This is a genomic window from Candidatus Palauibacter sp. (assembly GCF_965261555.1).
In the GTDB taxonomy this organism is placed as follows: domain Bacteria; phylum Gemmatimonadota; class Gemmatimonadetes; order Palauibacterales; family Palauibacteraceae; genus Palauibacter.
On sequence record NZ_OZ253465.1, the window covers coordinates 1,858,472 to 1,878,325 of the forward strand.

Below are 19,854 nucleotides of genomic sequence, written 5' to 3' on the forward strand. Positions count from 1 at the left end.
ACACACGACGGTCGGCATCCTGTGAACCGTCCGCTTCAGCCGGAGGGCGTGATCCTCGCCCGAACGACGTACTGGACGTCGAAGGCGTCCGTCGCGACGGCCCAGAACGCGTCGCCCTGGACGATGGGGACCAGGAACGGCAGGGGGCTCAACTCCGGAGAGGTCACCCGCCCGACGTAGGCGCCGTCCGACGAGAAGAGGTCCCAGGTGGCTTCGGCGCCGTTGGCGTCGGCCGGAGGCGTGCGAACCCAGATATTGCCTTCCGCCGAGGTGAAGAGGTTGGCGATGGCGGGTTTGACGTCCGGGATCTTGGACCAGTCGCGGTCGGTGTCCGCGCCCTGCTCCCGAAGGTATTCCCGGACCCCTTCGATGGCGGCGCTCCGTTCTTCCCGCGTGACGGGGAGGTGTGGTTTCCGGGCGGCCACGAGGAATACCGTGTCCCCGGCCAGGCTCTGTCTCGTGAGGCGATAGCCCTCCGGGTCGTGCTCGTGAGCGCCGACCCAGACCGTCCCCTCGCGGTCGTAGTACCGGACGCCTCCAGGATAGTAGGGGACACTCATGAGGCCGGCGCGACGCCCGTCACGCGACTCCCAGGCGAAACTGGACGGAGTGGAGTCTTCCCCCTGCCGTGCCGCATCCCGCGCCGATAGCCCGTCGGATTCCGGCCCGGGCTGCGAGATCGACTCCACGAGTTCCATGTTCAGGTCGTAGATTTCGAAGCCCTGTGGCCGCAGGGTAGGACGCACGATCCGGCCATCCGCCGTCATGGTACCCAGCCAGATGTAGGCGTAGAAGGCGAAGTTGTGGCGGAAGGACTCCACGAAACCGGTGGCGGGGTCGAACACCGACAGGCGGCTGTTGGACGGGTCCGTGACCCAGAGGCGGCCGCCCGGATCGAGCATCAGCCCGTGGGCGCCGCGAAACTCCCCGGGGCCTTCTCCCTCACCCCCGTAGGTGGCGCGAGGCGAGCCGTCCGCCGCGAACACGCGGACTTCCTGGGCCTGCGAGTCCAGCACCGCGAATCCGCCATCGGGCAGCGCGGCCAGACCCCTGAGTTCGCCGAAGACGTCGGGGCCGTCTCCGTCCGCGGATCCGACCCGAAGCTCTTCGACGAGCGTCCAGGCCGGCCCCGGATCGGCGGGAAGCGTGTTCGTGACGCGCTCGATGCCCGAGGGCAACGTCTCTCTCGTCGTGACCCCGCCCCCGCCGATACCCGTTGATCGCTGTTGGGCGCAGGCGGTCGCGACGAGCGTCAAGCCCGCGGTCGCGACCGACACCCGTGCGTTTCGGGTTCTTCTCGTGCGCCGTGCCGTTCCGGCCATGCTCCGCTCCTCCGTGAGGGGGCCCCGGTGAATATGACCGGCGAGCCGCGTGTTGGTTCCCGGCGTGGACCCCGGAGAGGGTGGGTCGGTCGCCGCGGGCCGGCCCGGTCAGCTACCGAGGACGGGGCGGGTCAGCCGCCAAGCGCGGGGTCGGCGAGCGCGCGGAGGTCGGGACGGTCCTTTGGATCGAGTTGGCGGAAGTGGTGGCGGAGTTCGAGCATCGCGTTAATGGCGCCGCGCACATGGTCTTCGGGGGACCAGGGCATCCCGTTCAGCACCCTGCTGAGCCAGTCCGACACATCGGACCAGCGCCAGAACCGGTAACGGCTGTCGGGGTCGTTCACGGGAGACGGAAACCCGCCCGGTCCGCGGACCCCCGTCACCCACAGCCGGACGCACTCGCGGGAGCGGCCGATACGCTCGGCGATCTCGGACATCGAGACCAGGTCCAGGTCAGCGATCCGAACTACCTGGAGACCGGAAACCGATTCGGCATCCGCGACCGCCGAGAGGATTGCCGCATGGAGACTCGCCGCCTCGCGGTCAAAATCCATGACCGGAATTCCGTTCGTGATTCCGATCGTCGCGTCATCGCATCCGGCTTCGTAGAGGGTGTTGAACACGTCCGGATCGTCGATATCCACGCCTTCGACGATCAACGTGAAGCTATGGGTTGTCATTCCTCGACTCCTGTCCCTCTCCGTGAAGACACTGGCGCACCACCTGTCGGAGTCTCTTGGCATGATCGCCAGGATTCCGCGGTGTGGACGCGCTGGACTTGCTGCAGGGGCGAGTCCCGGTCGCCGGGCAGTACATCACGCCCCAGCTGTGTCCGGAGGATTTCGGTACGACGGTCCAGCCGGCCTTGCGTGCGGCGGCCAGTGCCTTCTCGATGTCCTTCTTCGGGTGCCTCCGGAGCCTGATCATGCCCCACGGTGTTGCGTCGTGTCAACACCGTATCAACGGGCACGCGCGGGCCGAATGGCGTGGTTCAAGCGGTCTGGTAGACGATCCTGCCTTCTCGCAGCGCCGGTTTGATAACTAGCGCATGCGTGTCCTTGTATCTTTCCACATCATCAGGAGTTACGACGACGATGTCGACTGCGGCTTCGACGCCGTACAGTTCTTCGTAGATGTCCCCCATGACGTCCCAGTGGTTATCGCACTGTTTGACGACGAGGAGATTGACATCGCTGTGCGGGCCCATCTCTCCTCGGGCGGCAGAGCCGAAGAGGACGACTTTTTCCGGTTGAGATGCGGCGACGATTCGCCGGACGATCTCTTCCAGCGTCACGTCGTCGAGCGACTGTCCGGCGTCGCGCGTCGTCGATTCCTTCGCGTCGGGCATCCGCACCTGCCTTGAGACGTTCACGGACATGCATGGGTCACGTAAGCGTGTCCCGGACAAGATAACAGGGCTTTGGGGGTGGCGGGGCGGGCGACGGTCATTCCGGTGCGGGACGGCGCGCGAGCCAGCTGTCCAGGCTGAGGCGGTCGTCCTCGAACAGGAGGAGGACGATGACGAGCAGGAGCGTGCGCGGGATCACGTGCGCGCTGAAGATGTAGAGGGGTTCGGCGAGCAGGTGGCCGAAGGTGACGAGGATGAGGACCCCGCCCAGCCCCAGCGCCGCGAGTCGGCGCCGCCAGCCCGCCAGCATCAGCGCCCCGCAGACGAGTTCGATGAACGGGATCGCGACCCCGGCGGTCCACAGTGACCAGGCGGGCAGGAACGTGTCGGCGTAGGCCTCCACGAACAGGCCCCGCGCGTGCTGGACGGCCCCGAGTTCGAACACCTTCCAGAACCCGGCCATGAAGAAGATGAGGCCGAGGATCGTCCGCGCCGTGAACGCCGCCCAGCTCCTCGGCGCGAGCGCCTCTCCCGTGTCGGATTCCCGGTTCATGAGTCGAAAGTATCCGGCGGTGGCCCGGTCGGCGACGCGGCCCGGGGCTCTTGCATCCCGTTTCGAACCGCCTAGATTGGCCGGTCCGATTTTCGGTTTTTCTTCGGTTTTTGGGTTTGGAAGAGTCGCATGGACGCAGGTCGCGGGAGCCGGATGGCGCTCTGCCTCTGGTGGCCGGGGTTCGAGCTGGAACTGGAGCGGGTCCGGACGCCGTCGCTCGCGGACCCGCCGCTCGCGCTGCCGACGGTGGGGGACCGCCGCCGCATCGAGATGGGGTGCGCGCTCGCGGCCTCCTTCGGAGTCGAGCCGGGGATGATCGTCTCGCAGGCGATCGCGCTCTGCCCCTCGCTCGTCCTTTGCGAACCGGATCCGGATTTCCACGACGCGGCGCGCGACCGGATCGCGGAAATCCTCCGCGGATGGAGTCCGGTCGTTGAGTGCTTGGCCGCGCGGGGGCGGTTCTTCGTGGGAGTCGATGGACTCGAACGGCTGTACGGTCCGCCGGAGCGTCAGATCGCGGGGCTCCGGGCGAGGCTCGAGGCGCTGTCGCCGTGGCTCGCGGCGAGCGCCCGGATCGGCTGCGCGCCGGGGAAGTTCGCGGCCTGGGTCGCGGCGCGGTCTGCGGAGTCTGCCCGGTCGACGGGGTCGGCGGGCTCCGGTCGGCCGGGCGCGGCCGTCTGCGTGGCGCCGGCCGACCTCGCCGCGTTTCTGGCCCCGCAGCCGGTCGATGTGCTGCCGGTGTCGCCGCGCATGGTCGAGCGGCTGAAGCGGCTCGGGGTCGAGCGGCTGGCGGGGATCGTGCGCATGCCCGAGCCGGCGCTCGTGTCGCAGTTCGGGGCCGATGGGCGCCGGGCGCTCGCCTGGGCGCGGGGGACGCGCATCGATCGTGTGCGGCCGGAGGCGCCGGCCCGGCCGATTCGCGTCGCGCTCGACTTTCCGAGCCCGATCGGGCAGCTCGAACTGCTGCACGCCGCGCTCGACCGGCTCATCGGTCGCGCGCTCGCGCATCCGCGGCGGCGAGGCAAGAGCGTCCGGGGGCTCAGAGTGTCGGCGAGCCTCGAGGATGGCGGCTCCTGGTCCATTCGCGCGATTGCCCGGGAACCCACGAGCGAGCCCGAACGGCTCGGGGCGTTCCTCCGCTCGCGGATCGCGCTCGACCGGCCCTGCCGCGCGGTCGAGACGCTGCGGCTCGAACTCTTCCGCTTCGGCCCGGCGAGCGCGCAGACCGGGCTTTTCGACCCGAAGGCCGGCGCGCCCCGCGCCTTCGGTTCGCTGGAGACAAAGGATGGCGAACTGCTGCCCGCGTTCCGGCGCGCCGCGCGCGTGCTGCGGCTGCGGCTTGGCGCTGCCGCGCTGTACCGGGTGCTCGAACTCGAGCCGAACTCCCGGCTCCCCGAGCGCCGGCACGCGCTCATGGAAATCGCATAGAGTGGCGAAGCCGTCCGCGGGGAAGCTGCGGCCGCTCAACCGCCCGCGGCCGGTGCGGGTCCGGCTCGGCGGCGCCGGGGTGCCCGTGAGCCTCGAGATCCGGGGGCGCTGGCGACGGATCGGCGACGTGTTCGACCAGTGGCGGATCGACGACGAGTGGTGGAGGGAACCGATCTCGCGCGTCTACTTCTCGATTCTGCTCGAGAACGGCGCCCACCTCACGGCGTACCACGATCTGATGCGGGATCGCTGGTTCCTGCAGCCGGAATAGCCGCCGTGGACGCTCGGCCGCGCGTGACCCCCGGGAGCGGCGTCGACTACGTCGAACTGCACGCGCACTCCGCCTACTCCTTTCTCGATGGGGCGTCGCGGCCCGAGGAACTCGCGGCGCGCGCGCTCGAACTGGGCTATCCCGCGCTCGCGCTCACCGACCACGACGGGCTGTACGGCTCGATGGAATTCGCGCAGTTCGCCCGCGCCCACGGACTCCAGCCGATCACGGGCGCCGAACTCACCCTCGCCTCGCCGTTCGCGGAGGAGGAATCCGACGAAGCGGTCGACGACTGCCACGTCACGGTGCTGGCGGAGAGCGCGGCGGGATACGCGAACCTGTGCCGGCTCATCACCCGGGCGCACATGGAGAGTCCGCGCGGGGAACCCCGGCTCGACCTCGACGCGCTCCTCGAGCGGCCCGAGGGGCTCATCCTCCTCACCGGGTGCCGCCGGAGTCCCCTCCTCGCGGCGCTCGAACGGGGGACGGACGAGGCCGAGCGACTGGCGGGCCGCCTGCGCGACACCTTCGGTCCCGGCAGCCTCTTCATCGAACTCCAGAACAATGCGGTCCACGGCGATCTCGCGCGCGGCCGGTCGCTGGGCGCGCTGGCCGACCGGGTCCGCATCCCGGTCGTGGCCACGGGCAACGTCCACTACCACGTTGCCGACCGGCACCGTCTCCAGGACATCCTGGTCGCGATCCGGAACCGGACGACAGTCGACGATTCGCACGAACTCCGCCGCCCCAACGCCTGCTTCCATCTCGCCTCCCCCGGGGAGATGGCGTGGCGCTTCGCATCACGGCCCGACGCGCTCCGCAACACGCGCGCGATCGCCGAACGCTGTGGCGACTTCGATCTCACGGCCGATCTCGGCTACCGCTTCCCCGACTTCAAGGGGAGCGGCTTCGCCCCCGCCATGCGCGTACTCCACCAGGTCTGCCGCAGGGCGTTCGAGATCCGCTATCCCCCCGGCAGCCGATACCGCCGCGAAGCCGAGGAACGGCTCGCCACCGAACTCGCGCTCGTCGACCGCCACGACCTGGCCGGGTTCTTCCTCGTCTATCACGACATCCTCGAACTCGCCCGGGAGGTCGCGCACCGCGTGCGGGGCGACTCGATGCCGCGCCAACTGCTCCCCCCCGGCCGGGGTCGCGGGTCCTCGGTCTCCTCCATCATCTGTTATCTGATCGGACTCTCCCACGTGGATCCGGTGCGGACGAACCTCTTTCTCGGCCGGTTCCTGAACGACGCCATGGAGAGCGTCCCGGACATCGACATCGACTTTGCGCGCGATATTCGCGAAGAACTGATCCTCGCGGTCTACGAACGCTACGGGTACGACCATGTCGGGCTCGTGTGCACCTTCCCCACCTACCGCACGCGCTCGATCGTGCGCGAACTGGGCAAGGCGCTCAGCCTCCCGGCCGGCGACGTGGAGAAGCTGGCCAAGCTCGCCGAACCCGGAGAGGACGGGTTCATGGCCGAACTGGAGCGCATCCCCGGCCTCGAAGCGCGCGCGAACTCGCGGATCTGGCGGGCCTTCGCCGAACTGGCCGAGGAGATCAGGGGACTCCCGCGGCACATCTCCCAGCACGTGGGCGGGATGATCATCTCGAGCCGGCCGCTGGTGGAGATCGTCCCGCTCGAGCCCGCCGCGTGGGAGGGGCGCGTCCTCTGCCAGTGGGACAAGGACTCCTGCGACGACGCGCGCTTCATCAAGATCGATTTCCTCGCGCTCGGGATGCTGTCGCTCGTCGAGGAGGCGGTGGAGACGATCCACGCGCGCTACGGCGAGGCCCCCGACCTCTCCCGCATCGACTACGAGGACGAGAGGATCTACGACCGCATCTGTTCGGGAGACACGGTGGGCCTCTTCCAGGTCGAAAGCCGCGCGCAGATCCAGATGCTGCGGCGGGTGCGGCCCCGGAACCTGGGCGACCTCGCGGTCCAGGTCGCGATCGTGCGGCCGGGTCCGATCGTCGGCGGGGCGGTGAACCCCTACGTCCGGCGGCGCGAGCAGCTGCGCAGGGACCCGGACTACGTCGTCCCCTACGACCATCCGCTGCTCGAGGAGGTGCTCGGCGAGACGCTGGGCGTGATCATCTTCCAGGACCAGGTGCTGCAGGTGTGCAAGGCGCTCGCGGGTTTCAGCGACGGGCAGGCCGAGGGGCTGCGGCGCGCCATGAGCCGCAAGCGCTCGCGCGAGGCGCTGCTGGGGTACTGGACGGCGTTCCGGGACGGCGCGGCGGCGAAGGGGGTCGGCGGCCCCACGGCGAAGAAGGTGTTCGAGCAGGTCGTCGCGTTCTCGGAATTCGGGTTCCCGAAGTCGCACGCGGTGGCGTTCGGGCTCCTCGCCTTCCAGTCCGCCTGGCTCCGCGACCGCTATCCGGCCGAATACTACGTGGGGCTCTTCAACAACCAGCCGATGGGGTTCTATTCACTCGATGCGATCGGGCGCGACGCGCGCCGGCACGGGGTCGGCGTCCTGCTGCCGGACCTGAACGTCAGCCGGGTCGTCTGCACCGCCGAGGGGGACGATGTCCGGATCGGACTCGGCATGGTCCGCGACTGGGGGACGGAGGCGGCCGAACTCGTGGTGGCCGAGCGCGAGCGCGGCGGACCGTTCGCGTCGCTGCCCGATTTTCTGCGCCGCACCCCGGCCGCGCTCAAGCGGGCCGCGATCGAGAACCTGATCTGGGTCGGGGGGCTCGACTCGCTGGGGATCGAACGCCGCGATCTGCTGTGGCAGACGGGGCTCTGGCTGGGCCCGGAGGCCGAGACGGAGGCGGAGCGCCGGCGCCGCGAACTCGCGACGAACGCCGCGGGGCTGGGCGGGGACGCGCCGCCCGTTCGCGGACGCCGAAGCGCCGACCGCTCGGACCAGGGCCAGATCGAACTCGCGCTCGACGACCCCTGTGCGGATCTGCGGTTCGCGGGCACGCACGACATGGAGAAGATGATCGCGGAGTACCGCATCCTCTCCCTCGCCGCCTCGCTCCATCATCCGTTCGCGCTCGTGGGAGACCACCTGCCCGAGCGCACGGTCTCCTCGGCGCGCTTCCCCGACCTCCCCAACGGGAGCCAGGTCCGGGTGGCGGGGATCGTGGTGGCCCGCCAGCGCCCGCATACGGCCCGCGGATACATCTTCATCCTCATGGAGGACGAGTTCGGACCCATCAACGCGATCGTGAGGCCCGAGGTCTATCGGGAGTGCCGCGCCGCGATCCGCCTCGAACCCTTCCTCTACATCGATGGCGCGCTCCAGAAGGACGGCGCGACGTACAACGTGCTCGCCGAGGGGGTGTATCCCCTGCGCCTGAGCCCCGAACTCCGCCTGAGCCGCGAGACGGTCCCCGCCGTGGAGGGAGAGGACGAGGCGCCCGCCCCGCCGGTTCAGTTGGACACCAGGGCGGTAACGCCGGGCGAGTTGCAAACCCGGACGCTGCCGGAAGCGCCCGAAACACCGGCAGAACCGATCCGAGCGGGCTCCCCTCCGAACCGGATCGCAGCCACAGCTGATCGGCTCGCCAAGCCAGATCCGTTCACGTACCTGGAGGCGCTCAGACGCGACCCGCCCCCCACCATGAGCTGGGGCCGCGGCGGCGGCTGCCGTTGAAGCCTACGAGGCGCGGCTGGCGGAGGATCTTCGCATGGCAACGTGGATCACGTATAGTTTTAGCTAATGCCGCAGCAAACCCTTGTCGTCGGGGCCGTCACGCACGTGGCGGCGGGTTTCATGCTGCTCGCCGGGAGCGTTCCGGCCGGTGCGCAGTCCGAGGCGGGAACGGTGGTGTGCGTGGGGAGCGAGCTGTCCACGCCGCGGACGCCGGATCCCGACCGCCGCTTCGGCTGGGAGGGCGTGACCGTCGTCTACCGGTCCGATGTGGCGCTGGCCTACCGGGTCGGCGTCCCGCTCGATGACCGGCAGGGCGTGGAACGAGCCCTGCGCTCGGAACTCGGCGACCACGCGGAAGTTTCGTGTGCCTGGTCGAACCGGGGTGACCATCACGTCGCGATCACCAGGTACACGTCGGCGGTCCGTCTCGCCCCGACGTTGGATCCGGACGGCTCCGCGTTCCGGCGTTTTGGCATCGGATTCGGGGCGAGCGCGGAGGCTGCCGATACGAACGCGACGACCGGTAACGATCATTTCGCGAGGTACTACGACGGGGGCGGCTACGAAGTCCTCGCCCGGGAAAGCTGGGGCGTCGAGGAAGGCGGCGCGGCGCCCGGGACGGCGGACCGGCCCCCGGCACAGGTATTCGAGGTGTTCGCCACGTTCCGCGACTGCGCGTTCTGTCCGGAGATGGTCGTGGTGCCGCCCGGAACGTTCACGATGGGCTCCCCGGAGTCCGAGGAGTTCCGGGACGCGGCCGAAGGTCCGCAGCACTCGGTGACGATCGAGGCTGCATTCGCGGTCGGCGTGCACGAAGTCACGTTCGCGGAGTGGGACGCGTGCGTGCGGATGGGAGGGTGCCGCTACACGCCGGCCGACCGGCGCTGGGGCCGCGAGCGTCGTCCGGTGATCCACGTGAGTTGGGAGGACGCGCAGGCGTACGTGTCATGGCTTTCAGGACTGACGGGACAGCGATACCGGCTTCCGAGCGAGGCGGAGTGGGAGTACGTGGCGCGGGCCGGCACGGTGACGGCCCGGTACTGGGGGGAGGACGTATCGAAGCTGTGCCGCTACGCGAACGGAGCCGCGCGGCGCCCCGGGCGCCTCCGGTGGGCGGGTCTCTCCGGCTACACGCCCGACGGACCGTGTGCCGACGACTACGGAACCACGGCGCCGGTCGGCTCCTTCGCGCCGAACGCGTTCGGGCTGTACGACGTGCTGGGGAACGTGTCGGAGTGGACGCAGGACTGCTGGAACCGCAGCTACGCGGGCGCTCCGGCGGATGGGAGCGCCTGGGAATCCGGGGATTGCGACCGTCGCGTCCTCCGCGGCGGGTCCTGGTTCATCGGCGTGTGGTTCCTCCGCTCCGCCAACCGGTCCAGAAACCTCCCCGACACCAGGGACATGTACTACGGATTCCGCGTGGCCCGGACGCTCCCCTGACGTCGTGCGGGAGCGGCGCGGCCGCGTAGCAGGGCCGCGTAGCAGGGGGGTCAGTTGCCCGGCGTAGCTTCGAGCGTTTCCAGCCAGCGATAGCCGTGGGCCGGGACGTTCGGCGACCCGGTCATGCCTTCGGGGAACATGTCGAACCTCTCGGCGCGCAGGCGGTAGTCGACTTCGTGCCGGGGCTGGAAGCCCACGATCTCGCCGCGGTAGGGGGCGCCGTTGACGACCTTGCAGTAGCCCGGATGGCCATCGCCGCACTCCACCCGATGGCGACGGACCGTGATCTCCTCTTCGGCGCCGGCCGCCCTGGCCCTCGAGACGACGTCGCTCAGGACGTACCGGCCATCGCCGTACCGGTGGGTTTCCAGGACGTAGTGATAGCCGCCCTCGTATTCGAAACTGTTGATGAGGTCGTCGTACGGCGCACCGTTCACCACCGGACAGAAATCATCGCTCCGGGCGCATATGACCCGCGCGGGTCCCACCGAGAGGGTTGCCGGCGTGGATGGCGCCGGGGTCTTCTCCAGTTGCTCCAGCAGGCGGTATGCGTACGCGCCGGCATCCTGCGGCGGTTCTCCCCCATCCCATGGATCGTACTTGCCGATCCGCAGTCGGTAGTCGTAGCCGGCCTCGTATTCGAATCCCTCGATTCCGTCGTAGAAGAACTCGCCGTTGACCACCATGCACGATCGCAGGCCCACGCCGTAGCACTTGGCCAGGGTGGGGCCGACGGTCACTTCCACGGTCTCGAGGTATGCGGACTCGCCGGGCCCAGTGGAACCGCCGCAGCCGGCAACGACCAGGGCCGGGAGCAGAACGAAAGCAAAGCTTCTGCCGCGAATGGGAGTTCTCCTTTCTCAACCGGGTCTCCGGCGATTCGACCGATAATCGTACCCGTCAGCCGCTCGGGGGTTCTCGCGCGGCGAACTTCCTGCCGACCCGATTCCGCGTCCGGCGTCCCGGCGGCCGCCGGTGTATCATGTCACACCATGAAACGGCATACGGCGGGGGAAGGGCGCACGTCTGAACCCATGCACGAAGGAGAGCGGGAGGCGGCGGGCCGCGGCGAGCCCCGAATCGTGGACAAGCCCTGGGGGCGCGAGGTGTGGTACGCCCACACGGACCGCTACGCGGGGAAGGTCCTCGAAGTCGAAAAGGGGCACGTCCTCTCGCTGCAGAAGCACCTCGTGAAGCACGAGACGATGCTGCTCCAGTCCGGGCGCATGCTTTTTACGCTCAACGACGAAGTCTTCGAGTGGCTCCCGGGCGAGGTCGTCTCCATTCCGCCCGGCAACGTGCACCGCATGGAGGCGCTCGAGGACAGCGTCATCCTCGAGGTGAGCACGCCGGAACTGGACGACCTGGTGCGCCTCGAGGACCGCTACGGACGCGCCGGCCGGAAGGGCTGCTGACGGCTAACGCAGCGCGTCGAGGATCTCCGATTCGCGGTCCGGCACCTTCGCCGTTGACCGTGTGCGGCACTATGGGGTATCTACGGGCATGAAAAACAAGCCTGCGCAGCAGTCGGACCTCGGCCCCCTGATCCGCGAGGTCGAATCGCGCCTCCCGGACGCGCCCGGCGAAGCCGTCCGCAATCTCTCCCGCCGTCTCTTCAGCCGCGGCTACGCGCACATCGCGGATGGACGTCCGGTCCGCGCTCTGGCGGACGACGTCGCAGCCCTCTACCGCCTGCTGGCCGGCGCCGCCGACGGCGAAATCGCGATCCGTCTCGCCTGGGACGAGGACGATCCATCGCGCGGCGTCCTCCAGACGGTGATGGAGGACCGGCCCTTCATCGTCGACACGCTGCGCGAGTACCTCCACTCGGCTGGGATCGACATTCCGCACCTGCTCCACCCGGTCGTCGTGGTGGACCGGGACGCCTCCGGCCGCGTGCTCGACATCCGCGACCACTCCGCCGAAGGCACGCGCGTGTCGGTCGTCCACATCGTGCTCGACGACGCGCACCACGCCGAAATCCGCGAGACGCTGGAAGCCGAGGTACGGCAGCGCCTCGAACTCGTGAGGGCGGTCACCGCGGACTTCTCCTCCATGATCGAGCAGGTGGGGACGCTCGTCAGCGAACTCGAGACCAAGCGGGTCGAGACGCCGTGGCGCAGCGCCGAATTCGAGGAGATCCAGGACCTCCTTCGCTGGCTCGTGGACCCCGGGTTCGTCTTCCTCGGCTATCGCGCGTACCACATCGAGACGGATGACGCCGGCCGCGACTGGATCCGCGTCGACGAGGGGAGCGGGCTCGGGATCCTCCGGGACGACGACAAATCGAAATACCACGAACCCCGGCCCCTGGACGAACTCCCCGCCTACCTCCGCGCCCGGGTGCTGGGCGGCCCGCTTCTCATCATCTCCAAGACCAACGCCCAGAGTCCGATTCGGCGCAACGTCCGCATGGACTACGTGGGCATCAAGCGTCTGCGCCCCGACGGGACGGTGTACGGCGAGTACCGGTTCCTCGGCCTGTTCACCGCGAAGGCGTTCTCGCAGGACGCCTCCTCCATCCCGATCCTGCGCCGCAAGCTGCGCGAGATCCTCCAGCTGGAAGCCGCGCCCCCGGGGTCGCACGACTACAACGTCATCCTGGGGACCTTCAACTCGATGCCGAAGGAGGAACTGTTCCTCGCCTCGGTGGAGGAGATCCGCTCGGTCGTCGACGCGGTCATGGCGACCGGAGGCGGGGATGATGTGCGGGTCACGGCGCGCCCCGACCAGCTCGGCCGCGGCGTCCAGCTCATGGTCATCCTCCCCCGGACGCATTTCTCCGGGCAGGTGCGGAGGCGGCTGCAGGCGGCGCTGATCGAGGCTTACCGGGGGACGCTCCTCAACTACCACCTCGCGCTCGGCCAGGGCGACCAGGCGCGCCTCCACTTCTATCTGGCCCACGACCCGGACGAGGTGGGGTCGGTCGACCTCGACGCCGTCCAGGCCAAGGTCCGCTCGATCGTCCGCACCTGGGAGGAGCGTCTCGAGGACGCGCTCGATGCCGTCCACGGCCCTTCGCGGGGCCACCAGCTCGCGACGCATGTCGTGCGCTTCTCGACCGGCTACCAGGCGGCGATGGACATCGACACCGCCGTCGAGGACGTGGCGTGTCTCGCGCGGCTGGCCGAGACGGGCGAGAGCCAGGTGCTGCTCAAACGGTCGCTGACGGAAGCGGACGGGCGGCACTACCAGCTGCGGCTGTACGCCCGCAAGGGTCACTACGTCCTGAGCGACGTGATCCCCACGCTCGAGAACCTGGGGCTCCGGGTGCTCGACTCGCTCCGCTTCACGATCCAGCTCAAGGACGAGACGCCCGACGCCACGGAGGAGACGTTCGCGGCGCGCGTCCAGTCCTTCGAGGCCGAGGCTCGGCGCGCCGGCGACCTCGACATCGCGGCGGCGCAGGACCGGATCGGAGACATGCTGCGGGCCATCCGGGCGGGAATCGCCGAAGATGACCGGCTGAACGAACTCATCGTGACCGCCGGTCTCACATGGCGGGAGGTATCCGTCCTCCGGGCCTATGCGGGCTACACCTTCCGCATCGGCGCCGTCGCCGCCCCCACCGGCGGCCAGTTTCCGCTCACGGCGTACCCCGGGATCGCACGCTGCATCTTCAGGGCCTTCGAGGCGCGCTTCGATCCGGAGGCGCAGGAGGGGGCGGCCGACACGATGCGGCGTCTGAAGCGCGAGTTCGCGCGGGCGCTGGCTTCGGTGCGCGGGATCGAGGACGACCGAACGCTGCGGCGGATGATGGAACTCGTCCACGCCACCGTGCGCACGAACCACTACCGGGGCGAGTTGCGCCGGTCGCCCCTCCTCGCGCTCAAGATCTCGAGCCGCCCCGTCGACTTCATTCCGAAGCCGAAGCCGAAGCACGAGGTCTACCTGCGCGGCCCTCGGACGGAGGCCGCCCACCTGCGCATGGACGACGTGGCGCGCGGCGGGATCAGGTGGAGCGACCGCTACGGGGACTTCCGGGTGGAAGTGCTCGGGCTCGTGAAGACGCAGAGGGTGAAGAACGCCGTCATCGTGCCCAGCGGCGCGAAGGGCGCCTTCATCGTGAAGGGCCTGCCCGATGAGCGCGAGGCGCGGCTTGCGGCGGGGCTGGACAGCTACCGGGACTTCATTCGCGGGCTGCTGGAAGTCTCCGACGACGTCGTCGATGGCGAAGTGACGCAACCCCGGGGGATGGTGATCCACGACGGACCCGACCCGTACCTCGTCGTGGCGGCGGACAAGGGGACGGCGAAGAACTCGGATACGGCCAATGAACTCGCGGCGGAAGCGGGCTTCTGGCTCGACGACGCCTTCGCCTCCGGCGGATCGCAGGGGTACGACCACAAGAAGGAGGGAATCACGGCCCGCGGTGCGTGGGAATGCGTGAAGCGCCACTTCCGGGAAGCGGACATCGATTACGAGAACGAACCCTTCACGGCGGTCGGCATCGGGGACATGAGCGGCGACGTGTTCGGCAACGGCATGCTGCTCAGCAAGCAGATCCAGCTCGTCGCAGCCTTCGATCACCGCGACATCTTCCTCGATCCGAACCCGGATCCGGAGGCGTCGTGGGAGGAGCGGAAACGGCTGTTCGAGCTCCCGGCCTCGTCGTGGGCCGACTACGACGCCGAGCTTCTGAGCGAAGGGGGTGGCGTCTACGACCGTACGGAGAAGCAGATCCACCTCTCGCCGCAGATCCGGGAGCGCCTCGGCATCGATCACGAGGAGATGAACGGGAACGAGCTGATCCGCGCGATTCTGTCGGCGCCGGTCGACCTCCTCTGGAATGGCGGCATCGGCACGTACGTGAAGGCGAGTTCGGAGCGCCACGCCGATGTCGGCGACCCGAGCGGCGATCCCACGCGGGTCGATGCGACGGGCATTCGGGCGCGGGTCGTGGGCGAGGGTGGCAATCTCGGCTTCACGCAGCGCGCGCGGGTCGAATACGCGCTCCGCGAGGGGAGCATCAACACCGATGCCGTGGACAACTCCGCCGGGGTCGACATGTCCGACCACGAGGTCAACCTCAAGATCCTCCTCGGCGCGCCGCTGTCGCGCGGGGGGATCGACTACGAGGCGCGAAACGATTTGCTCCGGGAGTGCACGGATGAGGTCGCGTGGAAGGTCCTCCGCAACACGTACAGCCAGAGCCTCGCGATCAGCCTCGACTACATCCGGGCGCGGCGCACGCCCGCCGCATTCCGCGAGGTGATCCAGCGTTTCGAGCGGGAGGGGATCCTCGATCCGGCCCTCGAATACCTGCCGGCGGGCGAGGAACTCATCGAACGGGAGAACGTCGGGGCGCACCTCACGAGGCCGGAACTCGCGACGGTCATGGCCTACTCGAAGCTCCACCTCAAGCACGCGCTCACGGAGTCCAGCGTGTCCCGCGACCCGGCCATGATGGAACTGGTGGAGGACTACTTTCCCTTCGGGGCGCTGAAGGAGGTCGAGACATCGGACCTCGAGGAACACCGGCTGCGCCCGAACATCTCGAGCATGCTGCTGACGAACCGCTTCGTGGACCGCATGGGCGCCACGAGCCATATCCGGCTCATGGAGGAGACCGGCCGCGCCGCCGCGACCGTCGCCCGCACCTGGTACGTCGCGTCACGGATCGCGGACGCCGAGGACCTGTACGAGCGGCTGCGCGTCGCCGACGTCCGGATGCGGAGCGGGGCGCAGAACGAGTGCTACCTCGCCATGGCCGACGCGCTGACGCGCGCGACTCGATGGCTCCTGCAGCGGACCAACCCCGCGGAGCCGATCAGCGAGGCGATCGAGTGGCTGCACGATCCCGTGCGGGCGGTCCGCGACGCCCTGCCGGAACTGCTCACCTCGGAGCGGCGGGAACGTTTCGAGTCCACCTGCTCGCTGCACGAGATGGACGGACTCGATCCGGAGGGCGCGGCGCAACTCGCGACCTTCCGCTACGTGGACGAACTGCTGCCGATCGCCAGCCTCATCCGCGAAACGGGCGCCGGCACGCGCGAGGTCGGCGCCGTGTACTTCGGCCTCGCCGAGGAGATCGACTTCCCCTGGCTGCGGAGCCGCGTCTACTCGCAGGCCACGGACGATCCGTGGGACCAGAGGGCGGCGCGCATCCTCGTCACGCGACTCGAGCTGGCCCGTTCCCGCATGGCGGCGCAGATCATCGTCCGTGCCGAGGCGTCGACGACGGAAGACGCGATGCGGTCCTTCCGGCGCCGGAACGCCGTGGGGTTGAGCCGAATTCGGAACGTGATCGCCGACGTCCGGAGCACGGGCGCGGAACTCCCCGGGCTCGTCGTGGCCGTCGATGCCGTCAACGATCCGGGGATCCTGGAACCCCCGGACCGCTGATCGGCTCAGGCAGCCGGACCGCGGCTGCCCTCAACTGCGGCTAGTAGTTGATGTACTGCTCGAGCTCCCACTCGGAGACCGACGCCACGTAGTCGCTCCACTCGGACTTCTTGCGGCTCACGAACTGCCCGAAGATGTGGTCGCCGAGCGCGTCCTTCATTACGTCGTTCGCCTCGAGTTCCTCCACCGCCTCGCCGAGGTTGGCGGGCAGCACTTCGAGCCCGATCTTCGCGCGCTGCTCGTCGGTCAGCTGCCACACGTTCGTGTCGAGCGGCGGCCCCGGATCGATCTGGTTCTCGATGCCGTCGAGACCGGCGGCGAGCTGGACGGCCGTCGCCAGGTAGCCGTTGCAGGACGGGTCGGGCATGCGGAACTCGAGCCGCGTGCCGACGCCGCGCTGCTCAGGGATGCGGATCATCGGCGAGCGGTTCCGCTGCGACCACGCGATGGAGATCGGCGCCTCGTAGCCGGGCACGAGCCGCTTGTAGCTGTTCACGATCGGGTTGGTGACCGCCGCGATGGCCCGCGCGTGCTTCTTCAGGCCGCCGATGTAGTGGAGCATCACATCGGCCAGCTCGTAGTCGGCGTTCGCGTCGTGGAAGATGTTCTTCCCGTCCTTGAACAGCGACTGGTGCGTGTGCATGCCGGAGCCGTTCGCGCCGAAGATGGGCTTGGGCATGAACGTCGCGTGGAGCCCGTGCGCGAGCGCGACGTTGCGAACGATGAACTTGAAGGTCATGAGGTCGTCGGCGGTGCGCAGCGCTTCCCCGTACTTGTAGTCGATCTCGTGCTGGCCCTCGGCGACTTCGTGGTGCGCGGCCTCGATGTCGAGGCCCATCGCCTCCATGGCGGTGACCATCTCGCGCCGCGCCCGCTCGGCGAGGTCCGACGGCGTGAGGTCGAAGTACCCGCCATCGTCGTGGGTGACGAAATTGCAGCTGCCGTCCTCGTTCGTCTTGAAGAGGAAGAACTCCGCCTCGACGGCGGAATACATCGTGTAACCCATCGCTTCGGCCCTGGCGACGACGCGCTTCAGCGCCGCGCGCGGGCAGCCGCCGAACGGCTTGTTGTACGGGCGCCGCACGTCGCAGTACATCTGGGCCACCCGGGCGTCCGGGTTCCCCCACGGGAAGACCCGGAACGTGTCCAGATCCGGCCGGAGGAGCATGTCGCTCTCCTCGATGCGGACGTAGCCGCCGATCGACGATCCGTCGAACATGACCTTGGCGTCGAACCCGTCTTCGAGCTTGCTCGCCGGAACCTCGACGTTCTTCGCGAAGCCGTCGATGTCGATGAAGATGAGACGAAGGAAACGGACGTTCAGATCCTCGCAGAGCTTCAGGATCGCGTCCCGGTCGCCGGTGGCGACGGTGCTCCCGTAGTCGTCGTATCGAATGTGCGAGGGGTGTTCACTGGGTGCCGCAAAAACGGCGTCGGACATGGCGCGACCTCCGGGTCACTTGGGGGCGTTAGCAGGCCGTGGCAAAAGCCCCGCTGCGGCCTGCTGAGGGGGGTTCGTACGTCCGGCTCCGCGCCTGGCGGTCGGGCACGACCCGCAATGTCGCGAGGCACTATGGGGAGCGGATCGGCCATCGTCAACCTCGCCCGCCGCCGACCGACCATCGGCGGCCCCGCCGCGGTCACCGCCAACTCCACAGCCGGACGGTTTCCGGCTTCCGGGCGCATGCCACGGCGCCCGTGAAACCGTCCCCCGGCAAGAGGTCCATCAACCACCAGGAACGCCCGTCGAGTTCCCCGCGAATCGTGTCGACGCGGTTCAGCGGACGCGACAGACCGAGTCCGGCGGCCTTGAGGATCGACTCCTTCCGGGCCCAGATCCGGAAGAACTCCGGCCTCGCCGCCGGGGTTTCCCAGTCGGACCGGAGGCGCCGTTCCTCGGGGGAAAGGTGGTCGCGGGCGAGGCCCCCCGGGTAGCTGAGCGGCCGGATGCGTTCGATGTCGACGCCGGTCTCGCCGAGTTGGCCCACCGCGCAGAGCGCGAGTCCGCCCGAGTGGCTGAGGTTGAAGAAGAACGGGGGAGCATCGCCGGCCCCGTCGCTCCCTTGTGCCGACACCAGCCGGGGCTTTCCGTGCTCTCCGTACTCCAGCGCCAACTCGCCGGGCGGAACGCGCAGGTACCCGGAGAGGAGGCGTCGCAGCGCGATGCGGGCGCAACGGAAGCGGGCGCGCGCCTTCGCGTTGACGAGTCGCTCGGCGCGGGCCCGCTCGTCCGGACTCAGGAGGGCGTCGTCGCCGGACCCCTCACAGGCGGAAAGGTCGATTCTCCAGACATGAAGGTCGGACCCCGGCAGCGCCGGGGGACGGGCGCCCGCAGGCCAGTCCCCGCCGTTCAGAGGGCGGCGTACCAGTCGAGCGTGGACCGAAGACCTTCGATGAGCGTCCAGCGGGGTTCGTATCCCAGCCGTTCCCGAGCTTTCGAGACGTCCGCGTAGGAATGCCGCACGTCACCGACCCGGAAGCGCTCGTACACCGGTTCGGCGTTTCCCACATCCGGCCGCTTCTTCGCGAGCCCCGACCGAATGAGGGCGAACAACTCGTTCAGCGTCGTCGGATCTCCCGCGGCGACGTTGTAGACGCCCAGCGCCGCCCCCGCCCCCGTCGTGGCGGCGAGCAGGTTCGCCTGTACCACGTTGTCGATGTAGCAGTAATCCCGGGTCGTCTTCCCGTCCCCGTAGATCTGGCACGGCTCTCCCGCGAGCATCCGCAGCGTCCAGCGCGGTATGACCGCGGCGTAAGGTCCGTTGGGCGCCTGCCTCCTGCCGAAGACGTTGAAGTAGCGGAGTCCGACGACCTCGATGTTGTAGCTGCGGCGGTACATCTCCGCGTACAACTCGTTGACCCGCTTCGTGGCCGCATACGGGGATGCCGGGTTTCCGATGCGCGCTTCCACCTTCGGGAGGTAGGGCGAATCCCCGTACACCGAACTCGAGGAGGCGTAGACGAGGCGGGAGACGCCGGCGTCGCGGGCTGCGTCCAGCACGTTGATGAACCCCTCGACGTTGCGGGCATACGTCTCCTGCGGCTCCTTGACGGATCGGGGCACCGAACCCAGCGCGGCCTGGTGCAGCACGATGTCGACATCGCGGCATGCCTCGATGACCGCGTCGGCATCGACGACGTCCCGCTCCAGGAAGCGGCACCGGTCCGCCGGGGCGCCCGAGGCCGCCACGGCTTCGTCGATGTTGCCGCGGTTTCCGGTCGAGAGGTCGTCGAGCGCCACGACCTCCTGTCCCAGCGCGAGGAGCCGCTCGACGAGGTGCGATCCGATGAACCCGGCGCCCCCCGTGACCAGCCATCGTCGAGGGGCCGCGGCGAGTGCTTCGCAGGCGAGATCATAGGCCGTTTTCACGCGCTACATGTTATGCTTGCGGCGGCGGACGGCGGAACCCCTCGCGCCGCTGCGCGCGCTGCATACTTGAAACCTGCCCCCTGTCGGGCGGAGTATGAGGGGGACCGGCGAAGGAACGCGCGGCGGGTTCGGACGACCACGGAGTCGGAAGGCG

General features: G+C 68.9%; 14 protein-coding genes. 6 read left to right on the forward strand and 8 right to left on the reverse strand.

The window, feature by feature from the left end:
- Positions 1 to 35: 35 nt before the first annotated feature.
- The 4 genes from ACQY5G_RS08005 to ACQY5G_RS08020 all read right to left on the reverse strand — a co-directional run bounded on the left by ACQY5G_RS08005 (position 36) and on the right by ACQY5G_RS08020 (position 3,223).
- A complete protein-coding gene (locus ACQY5G_RS08005; RefSeq protein WP_428278590.1) occupies positions 36 to 1,322 on the reverse strand; it encodes a hypothetical protein in 1,287 nt (428 codons plus the stop codon).
- 131 nt (positions 1,323 to 1,453) lie between these two features.
- Complete coding sequence (locus ACQY5G_RS08010; protein ID WP_428278591.1) at positions 1,454 to 2,002, reverse strand: helix-turn-helix transcriptional regulator; 549 nt, start codon at positions 2,000 to 2,002, stop codon at positions 1,454 to 1,456.
- Positions 2,003 to 2,313: 311 nt separating this feature from the next.
- Positions 2,314 to 2,700: a nucleotidyltransferase domain-containing protein gene (locus tag ACQY5G_RS08015; RefSeq protein WP_428278592.1), complete on the reverse strand. Its 387-nt coding sequence runs from the start codon at positions 2,698 to 2,700 to the stop codon at positions 2,314 to 2,316.
- A 67-nt stretch (positions 2,701 to 2,767) separates the two neighbouring features.
- Entirely contained in the window at positions 2,768 to 3,223 is a 456-nt protein-coding gene (locus ACQY5G_RS08020; RefSeq protein WP_428278593.1) for a DoxX family protein, read from the reverse strand.
- Positions 3,224 to 3,352: 129 nt separating this feature from the next.
- Between ACQY5G_RS08020 and ACQY5G_RS08025 the strand changes: the two genes are divergently transcribed.
- The 4 genes from ACQY5G_RS08025 to ACQY5G_RS08040 all read left to right on the forward strand — a co-directional run bounded on the left by ACQY5G_RS08025 (position 3,353) and on the right by ACQY5G_RS08040 (position 9,985).
- Positions 3,353 to 4,651, forward strand: a complete 1,299-nt coding sequence (locus ACQY5G_RS08025) for a DNA polymerase Y family protein (RefSeq protein ID WP_428278594.1) — start codon at positions 3,353 to 3,355, stop codon at positions 4,649 to 4,651.
- A 1-nt stretch (position 4,652) separates the two neighbouring features.
- The gene (locus ACQY5G_RS08030) at positions 4,653 to 4,922 is read left to right on the forward strand and encodes a hypothetical protein (protein WP_428278595.1); all 270 of its coding nucleotides are present in this window, start codon (positions 4,653 to 4,655) and stop codon (positions 4,920 to 4,922) included.
- 5 nt (positions 4,923 to 4,927) lie between these two features.
- Complete coding sequence (locus tag ACQY5G_RS08035; protein WP_428278596.1) at positions 4,928 to 8,542, forward strand: DNA polymerase III subunit alpha; 3,615 nt, start codon at positions 4,928 to 4,930, stop codon at positions 8,540 to 8,542.
- A gap of 66 nt (positions 8,543 to 8,608) precedes the next feature.
- Positions 8,609 to 9,985 (forward strand): formylglycine-generating enzyme family protein, encoded by a 1,377-nt coding sequence (locus tag ACQY5G_RS08040; protein WP_428278597.1) that lies wholly within the window; start codon positions 8,609 to 8,611, stop codon positions 9,983 to 9,985.
- A gap of 50 nt (positions 9,986 to 10,035) precedes the next feature.
- Here the strand turns inward: ACQY5G_RS08040 and ACQY5G_RS08045 are convergent, their stop codons facing one another.
- On the reverse strand, positions 10,036 to 10,731 hold the full coding sequence (locus tag ACQY5G_RS08045) for a DUF4377 domain-containing protein (RefSeq protein ID WP_428278598.1): 696 nt from the start codon (positions 10,729 to 10,731) through the stop codon (positions 10,036 to 10,038).
- A 288-nt stretch (positions 10,732 to 11,019) separates the two neighbouring features.
- On the opposite strand from ACQY5G_RS08045, the gene ACQY5G_RS08050 reads away from it, so the two are divergent.
- Both ACQY5G_RS08050 and ACQY5G_RS08055 read left to right on the forward strand, forming a co-directional pair.
- Complete coding sequence (locus ACQY5G_RS08050; protein WP_428278666.1) at positions 11,020 to 11,400, forward strand: cupin domain-containing protein; 381 nt, start codon at positions 11,020 to 11,022, stop codon at positions 11,398 to 11,400.
- A gap of 88 nt (positions 11,401 to 11,488) precedes the next feature.
- Entirely contained in the window at positions 11,489 to 16,330 is a 4,842-nt protein-coding gene (locus tag ACQY5G_RS08055; protein WP_428278599.1) for an NAD-glutamate dehydrogenase, read from the forward strand.
- A 40-nt stretch (positions 16,331 to 16,370) separates the two neighbouring features.
- Here ACQY5G_RS08055 and glnA read toward each other — a convergent pair whose 3' ends face one another.
- From glnA to ACQY5G_RS08070, 3 genes are all read right to left on the reverse strand, one after another.
- A complete protein-coding gene (gene glnA, locus ACQY5G_RS08060; protein ID WP_428278600.1) occupies positions 16,371 to 17,771 on the reverse strand; it encodes a type I glutamate--ammonia ligase in 1,401 nt (466 codons plus the stop codon).
- Positions 17,772 to 17,970: 199 nt separating this feature from the next.
- Positions 17,971 to 18,747 carry a 4'-phosphopantetheinyl transferase superfamily protein gene (locus ACQY5G_RS08065; protein ID WP_428278667.1) on the reverse strand — a complete coding sequence of 259 codons (777 nt, stop codon included), beginning with the start codon at positions 18,745 to 18,747 and terminating at the stop codon, positions 17,971 to 17,973.
- A complete protein-coding gene (locus ACQY5G_RS08070) occupies positions 18,681 to 19,700 on the reverse strand; it encodes an SDR family oxidoreductase (RefSeq protein ID WP_428278601.1) in 1,020 nt (339 codons plus the stop codon). Before ACQY5G_RS08070 ends, ACQY5G_RS08065 begins: the two co-directional genes overlap by 67 nt.
- Positions 19,701 to 19,854 lie beyond the last annotated feature (154 nt).

Coding starts and splice junctions, on each gene's coding strand:
- ACQY5G_RS08005 (WP_428278590.1), bottom strand. CDS start 1,322: ATGGCCGGAACGGCACGGCGCACGAGAAGAACCCGAAACGCACGGGTG.
- ACQY5G_RS08010 (WP_428278591.1), bottom strand. CDS start 2,002: ATGACAACCCATAGCTTCACGTTGATCGTCGAAGGCGTGGATATCGAC.
- ACQY5G_RS08015 (WP_428278592.1), bottom strand. CDS start 2,700: ATGTCCGTGAACGTCTCAAGGCAGGTGCGGATGCCCGACGCGAAGGAA.
- ACQY5G_RS08020 (WP_428278593.1), bottom strand. CDS start 3,223: ATGAACCGGGAATCCGACACGGGAGAGGCGCTCGCGCCGAGGAGCTGG.
- ACQY5G_RS08025 (WP_428278594.1), top strand. CDS start 3,353: ATGGACGCAGGTCGCGGGAGCCGGATGGCGCTCTGCCTCTGGTGGCCG.
- ACQY5G_RS08040 (WP_428278597.1), top strand. CDS start 8,609: ATGCCGCAGCAAACCCTTGTCGTCGGGGCCGTCACGCACGTGGCGGCG.
- ACQY5G_RS08050 (WP_428278666.1), top strand. CDS start 11,020: ATGCACGAAGGAGAGCGGGAGGCGGCGGGCCGCGGCGAGCCCCGAATC.
- ACQY5G_RS08055 (WP_428278599.1), top strand. CDS start 11,489: ATGAAAAACAAGCCTGCGCAGCAGTCGGACCTCGGCCCCCTGATCCGC.
- glnA (WP_428278600.1), bottom strand. CDS start 17,771: ATGTCCGACGCCGTTTTTGCGGCACCCAGTGAACACCCCTCGCACATT.